17 protein-coding genes are annotated in these 16,965 nt (G+C 31.1%); 4 read left to right on the forward strand and 13 right to left on the reverse strand.

Translation table 11 applies throughout. The annotated features are described in order from the left end of the window. The coding region (locus IW20_RS22360) for a hypothetical protein (protein WP_035627837.1) at positions 1-555 on the forward strand (555 nt) is incomplete at its 5' end. A gap of 210 nt (positions 556-765) precedes the next feature. After that, the gene (locus tag IW20_RS22365; protein WP_035627838.1) at positions 766-1,125 is read left to right on the forward strand and encodes a hypothetical protein; all 360 of its coding nucleotides are present in this window, start codon (positions 766-768) and stop codon (positions 1,123-1,125) included. Between the two features lie 116 nt (positions 1,126-1,241). On the opposite strand, the gene IW20_RS22370 is transcribed toward IW20_RS22365, so the two are convergent. From IW20_RS22370 to IW20_RS22420, 11 genes are all read right to left on the reverse strand, one after another. After that, positions 1,242-1,481, reverse strand: a complete 240-nt coding sequence (locus tag IW20_RS22370) for a hypothetical protein (protein WP_035627839.1) — start codon at positions 1,479-1,481, stop codon at positions 1,242-1,244. Between the two features lie 85 nt (positions 1,482-1,566). Next, complete coding sequence (locus tag IW20_RS22375) at positions 1,567-1,767, reverse strand: hypothetical protein (protein WP_123869496.1); 201 nt, start codon at positions 1,765-1,767, stop codon at positions 1,567-1,569. A 133-nt stretch (positions 1,768-1,900) separates the two neighbouring features. Then, positions 1,901-2,143, reverse strand: coding sequence for a hypothetical protein (locus IW20_RS22380; protein WP_035627841.1), 243 nt, complete (start codon positions 2,141-2,143; stop codon positions 1,901-1,903). A 283-nt stretch (positions 2,144-2,426) separates the two neighbouring features. Beyond that, positions 2,427-3,209 (reverse strand): hypothetical protein, encoded by a 783-nt coding sequence (locus tag IW20_RS22385; RefSeq protein WP_035627843.1) that lies wholly within the window; start codon positions 3,207-3,209, stop codon positions 2,427-2,429. A gap of 198 nt (positions 3,210-3,407) precedes the next feature. Further along, entirely contained in the window at positions 3,408-3,620 is a 213-nt protein-coding gene (locus tag IW20_RS26805; RefSeq protein ID WP_035627846.1) for a DUF5808 domain-containing protein, read from the reverse strand. Positions 3,621-3,700: 80 nt separating this feature from the next. Next, positions 3,701-5,053: a DUF4302 domain-containing protein gene (locus IW20_RS22395; protein WP_035627847.1), complete on the reverse strand. Its 1,353-nt coding sequence runs from the start codon at positions 5,051-5,053 to the stop codon at positions 3,701-3,703. A gap of 43 nt (positions 5,054-5,096) precedes the next feature. Beyond that, entirely contained in the window at positions 5,097-5,963 is an 867-nt protein-coding gene (locus tag IW20_RS22400) for a zinc-binding metallopeptidase (protein WP_035627850.1), read from the reverse strand. Positions 5,964-5,982: 19 nt separating this feature from the next. Beyond that, positions 5,983-7,458 (reverse strand): RagB/SusD family nutrient uptake outer membrane protein, encoded by a 1,476-nt coding sequence (locus IW20_RS22405; RefSeq protein ID WP_035627852.1) that lies wholly within the window; start codon positions 7,456-7,458, stop codon positions 5,983-5,985. Positions 7,459-7,470: 12 nt separating this feature from the next. Then, positions 7,471-11,178 (reverse strand): SusC/RagA family TonB-linked outer membrane protein, encoded by a 3,708-nt coding sequence (locus IW20_RS22410; protein ID WP_081912547.1) that lies wholly within the window; start codon positions 11,176-11,178, stop codon positions 7,471-7,473. Positions 11,179-11,332: 154 nt separating this feature from the next. After that, a complete protein-coding gene (locus IW20_RS22415; RefSeq protein ID WP_035627854.1) occupies positions 11,333-12,466 on the reverse strand; it encodes a FecR family protein in 1,134 nt (377 codons plus the stop codon). A gap of 89 nt (positions 12,467-12,555) precedes the next feature. After that, complete coding sequence (locus IW20_RS22420; RefSeq protein WP_035627856.1) at positions 12,556-13,167, reverse strand: RNA polymerase sigma factor; 612 nt, start codon at positions 13,165-13,167, stop codon at positions 12,556-12,558. Between the two features lie 756 nt (positions 13,168-13,923). Here IW20_RS22420 and IW20_RS22430 point away from each other — a divergent pair. Continuing rightward, positions 13,924-14,793, forward strand: coding sequence for a cupin-like domain-containing protein (locus IW20_RS22430; protein ID WP_035627861.1), 870 nt, complete (start codon positions 13,924-13,926; stop codon positions 14,791-14,793). A gap of 222 nt (positions 14,794-15,015) precedes the next feature. Here IW20_RS22430 and IW20_RS22435 read toward each other — a convergent pair whose 3' ends face one another. Beyond that, positions 15,016-15,642: an alpha-ketoglutarate-dependent dioxygenase AlkB family protein gene (locus IW20_RS22435; RefSeq protein WP_035627862.1), complete on the reverse strand. Its 627-nt coding sequence runs from the start codon at positions 15,640-15,642 to the stop codon at positions 15,016-15,018. Between the two features lie 119 nt (positions 15,643-15,761). On the opposite strand from IW20_RS22435, the gene IW20_RS22440 reads away from it, so the two are divergent. Beyond that, positions 15,762-16,523 (forward strand): XRE family transcriptional regulator, encoded by a 762-nt coding sequence (locus IW20_RS22440; RefSeq protein ID WP_035627864.1) that lies wholly within the window; start codon positions 15,762-15,764, stop codon positions 16,521-16,523. Between the two features lie 9 nt (positions 16,524-16,532). On the opposite strand, the gene IW20_RS22445 is transcribed toward IW20_RS22440, so the two are convergent. Next, a complete protein-coding gene (locus tag IW20_RS22445) occupies positions 16,533-16,946 on the reverse strand; it encodes a response regulator (RefSeq protein WP_035627866.1) in 414 nt (137 codons plus the stop codon). Positions 16,947-16,965 lie beyond the last annotated feature (19 nt).

A 16,965-nucleotide genomic window follows, 5' to 3' on the forward strand; every position in this document is an offset into this window, starting at 1 on the left:
AGAATAATTACAATACCACAAAATATGAATAGTAGCCTATTTAAAGAAAAAATAGATTTAGAGCCCTCAGAATACAACAATTTATTTGGAAACACTTTTTGGGGGATACCAGGAAATTCTAAAGCAATGAAATTTTATCTTCAATTAAATGAAAGAGAAAAAGCTTTGATGTTAAAAGCTAATTATATAAAAATGATAGAAAAAGCCAGAGAAAGAAATTTTAATAAAGCAGCTGATTGTTTACAATGGTGGCTTGACGGAACGGGTTTTACAAAAAACATCGATTTCCATTGGCTTAGGAGTAAGAGTGAAGTTATTACGGCAGAAAATATAAATATTGAACGTTTTGAAAAAGATGATAATTTTAAATTTAGAACTTTTCTTAAAACTTTAAAAGTCGAAGAAAATAAGCCTTATGTAGCTCACTTTGATAAAACTTTTACAGCAGGAATTTTCGGAGAATTATATTATCTTTCAGGCACAAGTACGATAACTTCAACATGTAATTTTAATATTACAAAAAGAAAAATCATTTTACCTTATCTGGTACGATAATTCATATTTGGTGGGACAAATATGATTGGCACAACGGAGCTGATGCTTATATCCCTGGATTTGGTTCTGTTAAAGATTCAGATGCCTTATTGGTAGAGAAACATTGTGGAGCAAAACCTTTTAGAATGGAAAGCAAATGGAAACAAACATTCAATAAAACCTTTCAATATACTTCTTCGGGAAATTTAAATCTTAAATTAAAATAAGAAAATGAAAAAGAAAATATTCATCTCATTAACGGCATTAACTCTTTTATTTTCTGTTTACTATTATTGGCAAAATAGATATGTAGAATTTAAACCTGTTATTCCAGTAGATATAGGACGTACCCTATTTGTTTTCTCTCAAAATGAATTTTACAGAATTGCAGAGCCAAATGAAATCCCACCAGATTTTTATAAAAACATAGAGCCAACTTTAAAAAATTGTGGCATAGATTACATATTCAAAAATGGTGTAATATATGCTAAGTATAAGCAAATAAATGATTATGAAACTATTTGGAATTACACTATTAATTCTAAAGATTCTGCTTGGTTTAACAAAAGAGCTTGGTGGAGAGAAAAGTAAATGGAAACAAAGTTTCGACAAAAGCTTGTTGATTGAAATTACGACCGGCAGCTTAATAAAACTAAAAAAACCGTTTCAAATTACGAAACGGTTCTATAATCTATTTTATATATTTATTAGCACCCAACTACACTTCCATCTCCCAAAAGTGTTGGTAAACAAGGTACTTCTTCAGGTCCAATACATGGATAATTAGGATAATCTGAAGGATTAACACCCGGACCAGAAGGTGCCCAGTCTCCATCAGAACATCTAGCTACAGGTTTCGGATCATTATAACCTTTACCCACAATACTTTTTTGTTGATTTTTGTTTAGTAATTCTACTCCATTCAAATTTAAAATTGTTTTTAACATCGTAATTTAAATTATAAAATTTTTAAAATTATCAATCATTTTGAGTCCATTGATTTTTAGACTTTTTAAATATAGAAGATTTTATTTAGCACTCCGTTACGGTACCATCAGCATGAAAAGTTGGCAAACAAGGTACTGGTCCTTCCACATCAATACATGGATAATTAGGATAAGTGGCTTGCGTAGCACCAGCCGGTGCCCAATTTCCATCAGAACATTTACCAACTTGTCCTGGTCCATTTTGACCTTTGCCGATAATGTTTTTTTGTTGATTTTTACTTAGCAATTCTACTCCATTTAAATTCAAAATTGTTTTTAACATACTAACTTAAATTATAAATTTTTTAAATTCACCAATCATTTTGAGTCCATTGATTTTTAGACTTTAAGAAGTGCTTCTATTTAATTAAATAATATGATTAACAAATTACCGGAGGTGCAAAATCATCTAAAGGGTCTGGACAAAGTGAAACCACTTTGCCTGGTATATCTGCACATGGATAATTAGGATAATTGGCTTTTGTTGCTCCTGGAGGTGCCCAATTACCATCTGAACATCTAGGAGCAGTTCCAGATCCACTTTGTCCTTTACCGACAATGTTTTTTTGTTGATTTTTACTTAGCAATTCTACTCCATTTAAATTCAAAATTGTTTTTAACATACTAACTTAAATTATAAATTTTTTAAATTCATCAATCATTTTGAGTCCATTGATTTTTAGACTTTTAAATAACTAAATATAGGAAATTACTTTTAAATAGAAACGCTTTTTTATGCAAATTATCGCATAAAAAAATAAAAAAAACTGACTTTATTTTGCGGCAACAAATAACTATAATTCAAAAAAAAAGCAGCAAACTTACGCTTGCTGCTTTTTTTAAAAATTGACTTGTATAAAATTAATTCTCTATTCTCTTTTTAGAATTAAACTTAAAGATTTTATACTAGTATGTATATTCAAAAGTTTCTCCACCACTAACTTTTTTCGTCAAGAAGTTGTTAGCATCATAAGTGTTCTCATAGATATGAGTTCCTACAATCGTCTCTCCTTCTTTTTCTGTTAGTTTACTAAAATTATTTACTGTATTAACTTCCTGATCAAAAGCTTCAGAATCTAATAATTGTGTAAATCCTAAAATATTTTTGAATGGATTATTTTTAGTATCGTACTCTATTAAATTAGTACTATCATTAAATTCAACTTTAACTACATTTCCATTAGTATCTAAAGTAAATATACTCGATGAATCTAATGTTTCTACTTGATCTGTACTAATTAAAAAAGTAGCAGTCGAAATTGTTCCGTTTGCATTATAAGTATAGTCTTTTCTTCTCTTAGAAGAATTACCAGCTGGAGTTTCTAGATAAGATTTTAGTTTATTGTTTTCATAAGTAAAAACCGTAGTTGTAACTAATACATTTTCTTCATAATATTCGGTTTTGGTAATTAAATTACCTGTATAGGTAAATAAAGTTTTATGACCTGCATCGGATACAAGACTTACGATTTTATTTTCATCATAAGTATAGGTACTAGTCGAATTATCTTCTGAATGAGTTGTTGATGTATACTTCTCTGTTTTAGGTAAAATAACTGTTTCAACTGTCGGAATAATTGGAATGGTAGGAATATCAGAAATTGCAGAAGTAGCATTGTCATCTCCATCATTAGAGCAAGAAGTAAGCACAAAACTTGTAGCACAAAATAAAAGTAAGAGTTTTTTCATTGGTATTTGGGTTTAAATTTTCTGCAAATTTATAATAATATTCGTGATAATATATTTGTTTGTTTCATGTTTTAAACTGTATCTCTTTTTTATTTTTTCTGCTATTAAATCAATATTCTAATTCAATTATTACAAATAAAATCGATTAATAGATTATAGATTTATTCCGAGAGTTTTGATTTCACTTTCAACACTTATCTAAATTCTCTTTGACAAAATAAAAAGCACTATAAGTAAGATTACTAGAAAAAAAACTGAATTAGGATTTGCGAAATTTATTGTCCAGCCTAATTGTTTTATCCTTTTTGGTGGGAGTATTCTTTTATCTTCTTTATTGTAATAAAAAATACCCCATATCCAATTTGATGGATCTTGATGCCACTTGTCTTTTGTTTCTTTACTTGGTTCCATAATTTATTAGATATTAATTTTTTACACATAAAAAAAGGACTATCTTTTTATGACAGCCCTTTTGTTTTTTTTGCATTTAACTATTGAAAAGCATAAGTTGCTAATCTGAAATTACTAGCAGCTGAAGTAAAAGTATAAACATTATTAGGTACTCCTCCTAGTTTGTACGTTTCTTTCTTAAAGTATAAACCTTTTGGATTTGTTAATTCCTGATCAAATTTCTTCAATAATGCTGGTTCTGGAATAAGTGCTGTAGCAGTTTGCCAAGAAATATGCTTAAGGACAATTGTTTTATTTACTGCATCCTCAACAACTTCTACATTATGATATAGTGTCGCTTTTCCTCCTGTGAAGGTATATACTATATACGTACTTCCTGCATCATTGAATTGAAATTGAACTCTGTTTACCTTTTGTGCTGCAGGTAAACTAGCATTAATTTCATTCAATAACGTTTTGCATAAAAGAGAATTTCCTGCCGTATTACTCAAATACTGTGCAATGTATCCAAATGCTGTTGCTGGTTGTCCATCTAAAATAATTTTATAATCATCTGTTAAAACTAATGGTTTTGTAGTATACTTAATAGTAGCAGATACTCCATTTGTTCCTGTTGCTGTAAAGCTACCATCTAAATCATTATAAACAAACTCCGATAAGGCTTGGCCTTTAATCTCAATAGCAGGGCTTACTATCATTCCTGTTGCAGAATAACCAACACCTACATTATAACTTTCAGAAAAACCTGCTGTAATCGGATCTGCAGTAGCAAAACGAGTAACATCATCAAAATTAAAATCAAACTGACGTACAGTTGATCCGTCATTTGTTTCTAATAATCTAAAAAGTGGGCGTGTATTTGCACCAATTACATTCTGCTCCATTGTAGTATTAAGTGGCAAATTATCCCAATCTGCAGCTGTAGCTTTTACAAAACGTAATTCTATAGACTTTCTGTTGGTTCTAAAGATAATATCTCCTTTATCTTCTCCATAAAATAAAAACTGAAAATCTCCTAGATATCCTTGTCCTTTCAACTCTTCGGTTGGATATGATTTTGAATCAGACAAAAGATGTATTCTGTTGGCAGTAGTAAAAACAACACTTACAGTGCTCCCTAATTGAATCTCGTATTGACTATCATATTTTTTTGTATCACTATCAAAATCTGATGCCATTGTTACTTTTCCTCCAGGAGAAAATTTAAACAAATGAGTATATCCGCCCAGTTGCGTATTATCTGTAAAATAAACAGCTTTCCATCCATACTCTGATGAAAGTAATAAATCATCTAATTTTTTAGACTGAGCATTTATTCTTGCAGTAGGCGTTTGATCAAATTTTTCCTCAGTATCACCGTTGTTACTGCAAGCAACTAATTGAATTGCTACAAAAGCAACAATTAGCAACTTATATAAATATTTTATTTTCATAATGTTTTTTTAAGTTAAAGTTTCGAACTTAATATTGTAATTACTATTTATTAGAAATTACAATTGTAGTATTTTTTTCTGCCTCATCTCTTAATGCATAGAAATCCATATCAAAAGCATCTTTAAAATACTTAACCACAATAGCTTCCTTCTTTTTAATATCTTCTTTAGCTTTTGCACTTTTTATACCTGCTAAAATAGCGGCATATTCTGCTTTAGTACTAATTAAGATTATAGAAGCTGTTTCTGCAAAATCTTCAACAATATTATTTCTTGCATAACTTGTTATAAAACCTAATTCTCTCGATGTAGATTCTGCTTCTAAATGCCAGGTTGCTGTATATCCTGAAGGAGTTATTTTACCCCAAGCTTGCTCATCAAATGGTTTAGTCTGGTTTAAAATATGAACATACTCATGCTGAATTGTATGGATAAACTCTGAAACTATTGCACGATTTTGTTTATTGATATAATCTACTTCAAAAAGAGTAATTCTTTGTCCCCCTTCTGCAATACCTAATGTTCTGGTACCATTGTCATTCATATTTACTCCACCAACTAAAACAACTTCTCTTGGTGCAATTTTCTTAACAAAATCTGCTCCACCAATAGTTGCATAACTTTCCAACCATATTTGTTTAACAATTTCTAAAGCTGGCTGTACTTTATCGATAGTTGGAGGAAATAAAAATCTGCTATTATCAACAGTATTCTGATTCCATTTGTATCGAGCGTTAATATTGTACGGATTAAGGTAATTTGTAGTAATCCATTTATCTAATTCTGTTTGAACAGGCTGAGTAAAATCTAACTGACTCTCACCTGGTTGATCCTCGTGAGCGCAACCTGAAAAAATCATAACTACTCCTGCAATTAATGCTAATTTTTTATATTGGTTTAATATTTTCATAATACTTTATATTAAGTTTTTATCTTGGATTTCTTTCAACTCCGTTGCTCGATGCACTTAGAGGTATTTGTAACGCTCTACGTTTATCATCTTTAACTAATGTGTTTGACGGGCTATTGAAAATATCATGCTTCACTACAAGATTAAAACGTTTCACATCAAACCATCTCATACCTTCATGAATAAATTCTCTTCTTTTAGCCTCAGCGATAGCTTTTACATACGATGTCTGCACTGGAGTCATAGTATAAAATGGCGTATACTCATCGGCAATTACTGGGTATTTAGCAACAATTTTTGCCTCTGTTAACTTATCAGTTGCAGCATTATAGGCCTTTGTTCTCATTCCTAAAAAGAATTCTAACTCTGTATTTGCTTCAGCAATTCTGTTAGACATAACAAGCGCTTCAATTCTGTTTAAATAAAACTCATCATTAGATAAAAGTACTGTCCCTAAATAAGGTTCTCCAATCGCAGCTGTTAGGTTAGTATACTTGAAATATTCTTTGTACTTAGGACGGAAATCTGTCTTACTGTTATAAGAGTATGTAGTATAATACCAAGCTTTGTTATATATATTTGTTGCGTTCCCAAAAATTTCAATAGCTTGATTTGAACCTAAATAAAATCTATTTTGTTGAGTCGCTCTAGAATAAATAGAATAAGATGAAACTACTAATAAGTTTGTAGGATGTTCTGCTTTTGCATAATCGATAAACTGTACGTTTGGATCTAAACTTGTATATGCTAAATAATCTCTGATTTTTCCAGCAGGTTTTGATCCTAATCCTTCTGTAACCTCTAATACTTTAGCCCAGTCCCCTTTTATAAGATAAAAACGGCTTGCAAATGCTTTTCCTGCTTCTCTATTAAAATGAAACTTTGGTTCTTTATACTCGTTTGTTACATATTTTAAACCTTCTTCTATATCTTGTTGAATGAAATCATAAACTTCTGCAACAGTATTTCTTGTATATTTTTTAATTAATACTTCTTCTGGTTCGTTTACGTACGGAATACCTAAATCAGTAGCTGCAGTAGCTGGATTATATCTGTTAGACCAAAATGTTACTAACATAAAATGTGAATACGCTCTAGCTAATAATGCTTCTCCTCTTTGAGCATTCATATTAGCAGGATATCCTTGTTGTGCAATAGCTTGTAATGCTTTATTAGCGTGCGCAATAGCTCTGTAACATGCATCCCAATAGTTTGCCTGAGTATCTACATTGGTTTCATCCTGCATTTGCCAATTATAGTTCTGCAAGTTTTTAGGTAATGTCTCTACTAATCTTCCATCAGTAACGTTATCAGACATTGTTTCGGCAAAATCCATATAAGTTCCACCCACTGGATATGCATTTACCAATAATTCTGATATTTTTTCTGGAGTATCTATTTGTGTTCTGTTATCTGGTGTTTCCGAAAGAAACTCATCACAACTACTAATACTAAATAGTAATACTAGTGATAACGCTATTTTTATATTTTTCATAAATTAATGATATTATAATGAAATATTTAAAGTAAATGTATACTGAGAAGTTATAGGAAATGCTACCCCTCCTGTATTACGGAATTCTGGATCCTGACCGTTTAATCTCTTATCAGAATAAATTAACCAAGGGTTAACTGCAGAACCTTTTAAAGTAAATGTGTTTACACCAATCTTTCTTTTAAAGTCTTTAGGAAATTCCCAACTTAATGAAATATTTTTCAATCGTACAAAATCACCATCAGCAATTCTAACATCTGAGTAGTTATAAGTATTGTATGCTCTTGCAAGTGTACGTGCACCATCATAATTAGCATTTAATCTCTTATCTGCAATAACTGGAACATTAGTTCTGTTTTCGTCACCTGGATTTATCCATCTGTTAGTAAAGTCTTTTGTGAAAACAGTTAAATCATCATATTCACTATCATAAATAGGGTTTAAACGAACTTTGTTTCCTGCTGATCCAACAAAAAATACATATAATGACCAATTTTTATAAGTAAAGGTATTAGCTAGACCAAATGATTTATTTGGCTCTATTGATCCTTCGTATTTTAAATAATTAGTTACATTATCATTATCCTGAAAATTAGCTCCTGTAATGTTATTTGCTGCTCCATCTTGCATTTTAAATGTTGGAAGACCTTGATTATTTAAACCTGTAAATTGGTAAGAATAAATAGAGTTTCTAGGACGACCTATAGCGTTTCCTCCATTTCCATCAATTAAATCAAAAGCAGTTGGTTGGTTTTCTAACTTTGTAATTTCCTGATTAAATACTGAAAAGTTGAATGTTGTAGACCATTTAAAATCTTTGCTTACGATATTTTGCGTTGTTAAACCAATCTCTAAACCTTTGGTTTCCATGTTTGCATTATTACCTTGCTTAATTTTTTGACCACCAATTCCTGATGTTACTACATAATCAACTAAATCAAAAGCTTTACGTCTGTAAACATCTGTTACTAATTGTACTCTGTTATTAAACAATCCTAAATCTAAACCTAAGTTAGTTTCAAACTGTTTTTCCCAAGTTAAATCACCATTTTGTAATTGATCGATTTCAATACCTGTTTCTCTATCATTTAAATTTAAACGATTAGCAACCATACTTTTGTAAATAGCCAAAGAGTTTGTTGCTGGTCCAGCTGTAGCTGTTAAACCATAAGAACCTCTTAAAGCTAAATTATTTACCGCTTTATAGTTTTGCATGAATTTTTCTTCAGAAACATTCCATTTACCACTAAAAGTGTATGTTGGTAACCATCTAGAAGAACCACTATTTCCTTGTCTGTTAGAACCATCATAACGTCCTGTTACAGATGCAGTATAACGACGATCAAAAGTATAACCTACTTTACCAAAGAAACCTACAGTTCTTTCTTTTTCTGCATTAAATGCAAAATAAGAATTCCCCTCATTGATTACTTTTTCGATCATTCTAGGGTCTGTAAATGCTGTAAGACCTCTATCATATTGAATTCCTGCTGCTGTAAAATTATCGCTGTTTCTATCTAATGATCTTAACTCTGTACCAAAAAAGCCTTCAACTTCGTGTTTTACATTAAATGTATTTCTATAATTCACACTATTTCTGATGTTATAAGAAGTCATATCATTTGTAAACTTTCTTAAAAATCCTCCATTAGGCAAAACTGATACTGGTGGTATAGATATATCATTTGGATTCTTGTATAAGAAGATGTTTGCATCTCTTACAATTGTAGTTTCCATTGCATTATACGCCCCAACAACATTTGAATCTTCTAAAATTTTATGCTCTCTTGTTGTATTTGCATAACGTGCAGATGCTGTAAGGTTATACGTTAAATGTTTATTTATTTTATAATCTAAATCTACCTGAAAACGGATATCCTTTACATTAATATCTAAATAGTTATTTTCTAACTCATTAATAATGTTCATAGGAGCCCAGTTGTTACGGTAGTACTCTAGGTTTCCTTTTTCATCATAAGGTCTTAATGTTCTGCTTGTATTTAAAACATAGCTAAATGGGTTAATATCAAAATCTCTGGTAACTTTTCCAAAAACCTCATCTTTTTGGCTTTCGTATGTTCCCGGAGCTTGTTGATCTCTAACAGAAGCCATTGTAGATAAAGTAATATTTAAATTGTCATTTATAAAAAATGTCCCTTTAATATTTGTAGACAATTGTTTTACTTGATCAGCAATAGTCCATCCCGGATCTGTATAGTATCCTAAAGACGCATAAAATGTATTGTTTTTTCCTCCTCCAGAAAAACTCAAAGAGTGACTTTGTGTAATAGATGGTCTGAATAAAACTTTAAACCAATCTGTATTTGCTTGTTCATATTTTTTCAAGAAATTATTACGGCTTACAGGATCATTGTTTACCAAATATCCTCCAGTTTCTGGTACGTAAGTATTTATAGCTTTTCCTAAAATATTATATACTCCACCGTATCTTCCTTGTACAGTAGATGGTAAATCTAAATATCCTTTAGATTCCATTTCTTTAAAAATACTCATAGACTCTTGAGAGTTCAAGATATCATATTGAGTGTAATTTGGTACTGATCTTACTGTTTGCTCTAAAGAGTAACTTACTTTTAAAGGTGAATCTCTACGACCTTGTTTCGTTGTTACAACTACAACACCATTTAAAGATCTTGATCCATAAATAGACGTAGCCGAAGCATCTTTAAGAATTTCAATACTCTGAATATCGTTAGAGTTTAATCCTGCAACAGATGAACTTAATAATGTTTCTGAGTTTCCAGAAGCTAAATCTGCAAATGAAATATTGATAATATCTTCTTGTACAACACCATCAATAACCCATAAAGGTTTTGTATCTCCAAAAATTGAAGATGATCCACGCACCGTAATTTTAGGAGCAGTACCAAATGTTCCAGTAACGTTTTGTACTGTAACACCCGCCGCTTTTCCTTCAATCATTCTACTGATATCTACAACTCCATCAACTTTTAACTCCGTTCCCGAAATTTTACTAATCGCTCCTGTAAAAGTTCTCTTAGATGTTTTTTCGTAACCTGTAGTAACCACAACCTCTTTTAAGTTTTGTCCCTGTTCACTTAAGGTAATTGTAAGCGGTGAGTTAGTTATGTTCACTTCTTTAGTTTCCATACCTACGTAAGAAACAACCAATTTCGTAGTGTTTGCTGGCATATCGATTGTAAAATTACCATCAAAATCAGTAAGCACTGCAACCTTGCTCCCTTTTGCAAGTACAGTCGCTCCTGGCAACGGATCACCACTTTGGTCTACAACCTTTCCTTTTACAATAGGAATGAACAAACTCTCAAACAAAGAGCTTGGAAGGTCAATATCCTCAAAATTAGCTCCTTGTGAGCTATCTTTTTGCAAGATAATCTGATTACTTACCTCAGAGTAAGTAATATTAAATGGTTTTAGTACTCTATTAAGAATACTAGATAAAGTTTCATCATTGGCTTCGATACTCACTTTCTGATTCAATTGAGTCATCCTTGAGTTATACGAAAACTTAACTTTAGCTGATTTTTCAAGCTTAGATAACGCATTATCTAAACTCAAATTAACAACGTCAATAGTCACTTTCGTATCCAATTTCCTTTGTCCTTTCACACTATTTGCCATAGTGACAGTTGAAAAGACAAATGCCAAGACAAACTGAAATAATGTTATTTTCATGATTCGAAAGAGTAATCGTTGTTTAACAACATGTTTTTTCATAATTTTGGTTTGTTTAATTAATACTATTTACTGGGTATTGAGGAACATCACAAATTGCCCTTTACAGAGAGCAACTTGATATTATCTAAGCGTCGAAAATGTTACAGCATCTTCGGCGCTTTCTTTATTATATACTTTATATAAACACTAGGGTTTATTCACATCCATTTGATGTAATTATGATTTGATTTCCATTCATTTCATAATTTGTATTATTACCGAGGCTTTTACAAATAATTTTTAGTTTCTCTGGTAATGGTTGATCACTCAACGAAGTAGTAAGATGGCAATCTTTTAATTTCGAATAAGGAAAATCAATTTTTACTAAATACGCTTGTTCAATTGTCCTGAGGATTTGGGTAACAGGAATATCATTAAATTCAAAACTTAATTGCTCGATATTACCTACCGAGTGCGCCAAGGATTCATCTAATGTGATATCGGTAATTTTATTAAAAGTAAATCCTTCACGTACAAAACGTAACGCTTGGTTAGGTAATAAAATAACTTCTTCTCCTTTTGTGCTGGATTTTGAACTTGTAATTAATTCATTAGATTTTACTGTTACTTTTCCTGTCCGTACAAGTACCTCTACATTAGGCTGATCAGAATATGCTTTAATCCTGAAACTTGTACCTACAACTCGAGTAACTATCTCATTGGCGAAGACAAAAAATGGTTTTTTGGGATTCTTACTAATTTCAAAAAAGCCTTCGCCAGATAGATAAACTTTTCTCTCGTTTCCTATAAATATTTTAGGATAGCTTAGCTTACTGTTTGGTTTTAACAAAACAGAACTGCCATCAGATAAAGTTATTATTTGTGATTTATTGGTATTATTGGTTTGTTCTACTAAACCTTCATTATTCTCACTTACCAATTCTTTATAAGTAACAACTTCAGTATTTATATTATTATTTGAGTTGTTGTTATAAAACCAACTAGTAACCAATCCAAAAAACAAAACTGCCGCTGCACCACTAAACCAGTAATTTTTCCAAATTCTAAGCACTGGAGAATTTGCAGCTTTTTCAGCAATTTCTTTTCTTTCGATTTTATTCCAAGTAGATTCTAATGCAGATTGAATATCTGCTGGAGATAAAGTAGTTTCGGGAACATTCATGGCTAGTAACCATAAACGTGCTTCCTCTACCAATTTGGCACGTTTAGGGTTCTCTAGAGTCCATTCTTCCCAGCGATCAGTATCTTCTTCTGATTGTACCCACAATCGGAATGATTCGTCAGCCAAAAAATCTTCTACTTCTCTATAATTGTTACGTTCTTGCATCTAAAAATAAGGTTACAAAAACATAGAGGACAGTTTTTTATTTATATACTCACCAAATTATGATTTTTTTTACATTTAATTAAAAAAAACTAAAAAAGGCTTGATGATAACAGTAATAATAGGGAAAGATTACCCTTCCATTCTTTGCGAAGATTCAATAAAGCGCGATGTAACAAGTTATTTGCCGATTGGTAATTAACATCGAGCATCTCAGCAATTTGTTCTACACTAAGCCCCTGATTATATCTTAGATATAATGCTTCTTTTTGCCTTCCTGGTAAATTATTTAATAATTTATTAAGATGTGATACTTTTCCCAACGTTTCTTCATCGGCAATAAGTTGATGCTCGACAGAAAAGTCAAATAAAAATTCAATTGAATCTGTTGATGTTGATTTACGAAAAACATGATCACGTTCATGAAGTCGGGCAATTCTCTTGCGTACGCTAGATAATAAATACGCTTTTACAACAACCGAATCATTTAAGGATTCTCTATAAACCCATACATCCGTAAATACATCCTGCACGCAATCTTGTACTTTCTCGGCAAAGGAAGATAGTGAATTTCCGTAACGAACTAAATGTGCATAATGCTTTTCAAAAAGTAGTGAAAAAGCCTTTTCATCTCCTGCTTTCAGATTATTCCATAATATGGAATCATCAAGAACATCTACTTGTGTTATTGTTTGGCTTTTCATAATTTGGTTTGGTTAATTGGTTATTTTCAATGCGAATACACTGACATACAAGCCAGTCGAAATTCTCATTTAAGTTTTTTGGTTTAAAAATTTCAATGCTAACAAATAAAAACCTACATTTTATTTTTTTGATGAATTGATCTTCTACTGTATTTTTTAATTTATAAGTAGGAGTTAATTTAACAAATGATTTTATTTTTCTTAACATTTCAATGAATTTCAATCTTAACAGAATTGTATCAACTCGAGTAAACATTCTTATTTACAATACTTTACAATCCTTACTATCAGAGAATACTTTAGTAATACTCTCCTGTTTATTAAATAAAACATCAAAAAAAACAAAAGTTAATTTTAACCTTATATTTAATGTTTTATTAACAAACATAAACAATTATGAATAGAAAAATAATTTATAATCACAAATTTTTAAAGAAATGTAACAATCAAAATGAAAATGCAATTTTTAATAGAAATTTATTTTTTTTGAGCATGTAAATTAAAAATTCAATAACTTTAGGTTAACAAATAATCCACCAAGAAAAACTGAAAACCTTAAGGAATTAAGCCTTGTTAGTAAAAAAACAAATCAAATAATAACGCAATTTCCTTCCCCAAAACACGTTAAATACTATAATCTTCTTACAGTTTATAGCTTTATCTTGTTATATACAATACCAAATATTTCTAACTTATATAATAAACAAACTAGAATATGTGACTTTATAATTTTCGAACAATTTTAAAATTTTAATTATGGCATTTGAATATATAGAAATTGAAAGAGTAGAAAAACTTACAAAAAAAGAATTTATAGAAAACTATTATAAGCCTCAAAAGCCAGTAGTTATAACCAATCAGATAGAAGATTGGCCCGCATTTACAAAATGGAATTTTGATTTTTTAAGAGAAGTTGCAGGCGACAAGACTGTTCCTTTATACGATAACCGTAAAACCGATCATACTAAGAAAGTTAATGAACCCGATTTTACAATGCCTATGTCCGAGTATATTGATATACTCGAAAAAGGACCTACACATTTGCGCATATTTTTATATAATTTAATGAAAGATGTGCCTTCTATGAAAAGCGATATACGATGGCCTAAATTAGGTCTTCGGTTAATAAAGAGTTTGCCTCTGGTTTTTTTTGGCGGTCAGAACGCAAAGGTATTTATGCATTACGATATTGATTTTCCTAATATATTTCATATCCATTTTCAAGGAAAAAAACAATGTGTTCTAGTAGATCCTAAAGAAACTAAATACATGTATCGTCTTCCGTATTCCTGGATTTGTAATGAAGATATAGATTTTGATAATCCAGATTATGAAAGATTTCCAGCGCTTAAATTAGTAAAACCTTATATCACTAATTTACAACATGGCGAAATGCTATATATGCCCGAAGGTTGGTGGCATTATATGAAATATACCACTCCGGGATTTTCGTTAAGTCTACGCTCTTTATCCGGAAGACCAACTAATGTTATAAAAGCTTTGGCAAATGTAGCTGTTATTCGTCATTATGATAACTGGATGCGAAAACGCAAAGGCCAGGCGTGGCTTGATTATAAAGATGAAGAATCTATTCGTAGAACAAATGCTTTGTTGCAGGAACAATGATTTCACCATTAAGAGATTAAGAAAGATTAAGCTTTGTTCTGTTTCCACAAAATTGTCACCCTGACGCAGGAAGGGTCTCCACAAGTAACTCGACAAAGATTGGGTGAGTTTCTTGTGATTCTTCGACTCCGCTCAGAATGACAAAATTGAAGAAAAACTTTGCGACCTTTGCGTAAATCTTAGCGCCCTTTGCGGTTATTTTTTTTGCCACAGACTTAAAAACTACAGTTTCCTATCTACAATTCTAAAAGTAAGATTGATTCTTGGCAGAATATCTTTTGTAGTTTTTGGAACCTGATGTTGCCAAAAACTTTGTGTTGTTCCTCCCATTAACAAATATGAACCATGGTGTAACGGAATCTCTAATTGTGGAATTTCTTTTTTAAATTTATGTCTTAACTTAAACATTCGCGTCTCTCCAAAACTTACTGAGGCAATAATAGCATCTTTTCCGAAATTTTGCTCACGATCACTATGCCAACTTACTCCGTCATTTCCGTTTCTATATAAATTGAGCAAAACACTATTAAACTTTACTTGTGTCGCTGCCTCTACTCGCTCCTTTATTTGCAATAGCTCAGGTGTCCAATCTGGTCGATCGAGTTCTGCTCCAACATTACTTTTATCTTCATACCAAGAAATCATTCTGGGTACTTTAAGCGTTTTATCATAAATTTCCATTTCATATTCACGCCACGCTGTATCGTTAAGCAAAACATTATAATATAAATCTGCTTCTTCTTTTGTAAAAAGAGTATCGCACAATATCAATTCTGTATCTGGGAGATCAAAAACCTTTTTCTCCCTATTACCACTTGTAAATATCTCGGTATCATTAAAAAGTAACATGTCTCATGATTTTAGTGAAACGAACTAATAATTAGTCTCTTTGTTTTTATATAAAACAAAATTAGTATATATCGTCACAAATTCCATATATTTACTGTGACAAATTATCCCATTAACATATGTCTTTATTTTCTGATAATATTAAATACTTAAGAGCTAGAAAAGAGATTTCACAACGTGAAGTTGCTGAAGGCTTGCTCATATCCCGTGATCGTTATGCTAAATATGAAGATGGTAAAAACTCACCTCCTCCAGAAATATTAGTTGCCATATCGCGCTTCTTTCATATTAGCATCGACATTTTACTTTCGGTAGAAATGAAAAAGATTCCCATGGGTGAATTGCTAAAACTCGGAGATAATCGAATTCTACTACCAATTACGGTAGATAGAAATGGCGATAATTTAATCGAGATTATTCCGCATAAAGCAAAAGCAGGATACCTAACCGGTTATGCAGATCCCGAATTTATAGAAAGCTTACAACATATTTCGCTCCCGTTTTTAGGACACGGAAAACACAGGGCTTTTCCTGTAGAGGGAGATTCTATGCCTCCCCATGAAAATGGTTCTTTTATAGTTGGTCGTTATATTGAGAATTTAGGTGAAGTTCTGGATGGCAGAACTTATATTCTTATTACAAAAACTGATGGTATCGTTTACAAACGTCTTAATAAAAACGGAAAGAATGATTTAATGGCGCATTCTGATAATACTTTTTATCCTCCATATTTGGTAAAGGCATCAAATATTTTAGAAATCTGGGAATATGTATGCAACATTGGTAGAAATGATAAAGAACAAAAGTCCTCAGAAATAGACGATGTTAAAGCAATGTTTTTGGAATTAAAAAATGAAATTATAGCATTAAAAAATAGGTAACCTTTTATTCTATCCCATTTTTCTTTTTAAAGTTGGGTATAATATATCTCCAAATTCTTTTATAGCGATTGGCTTGCTTAAAAAATCGGTTACGTACCGATTACTTTTTATACGTTTTATCTCCTCTCTTACTAATGAAGAGGAAAGTACAAAGATTTGGGTTTCATATTTTAAATCTGCAGAAAGCTTATCGTAAGCCAGCAGAAATTCAAAGCCGTTCATGATTGGCATCTGGATATCTAAAAGAATAACAAGAGATTGGTTAAAGCTCTTTCTATAATTTATAATCCATTCTATTCCCTCTTTACCATTATTAACAGCATTTACATTTGTTACATCAAGTACTTTTTTTAGCAATTGTTTTATAACAAGTTTATCGATATCACTATCTTCTATTAGCAAAAAAACATATTTAAATTCCATCTGTAGGTTCTATTTTTTT

Origin of the sequence: Flavobacterium hydatis (genome assembly GCF_000737695.1) — a bacterium.
Classification (GTDB): Bacteria; Bacteroidota; Bacteroidia; order Flavobacteriales; family Flavobacteriaceae; genus Flavobacterium; species Flavobacterium hydatis.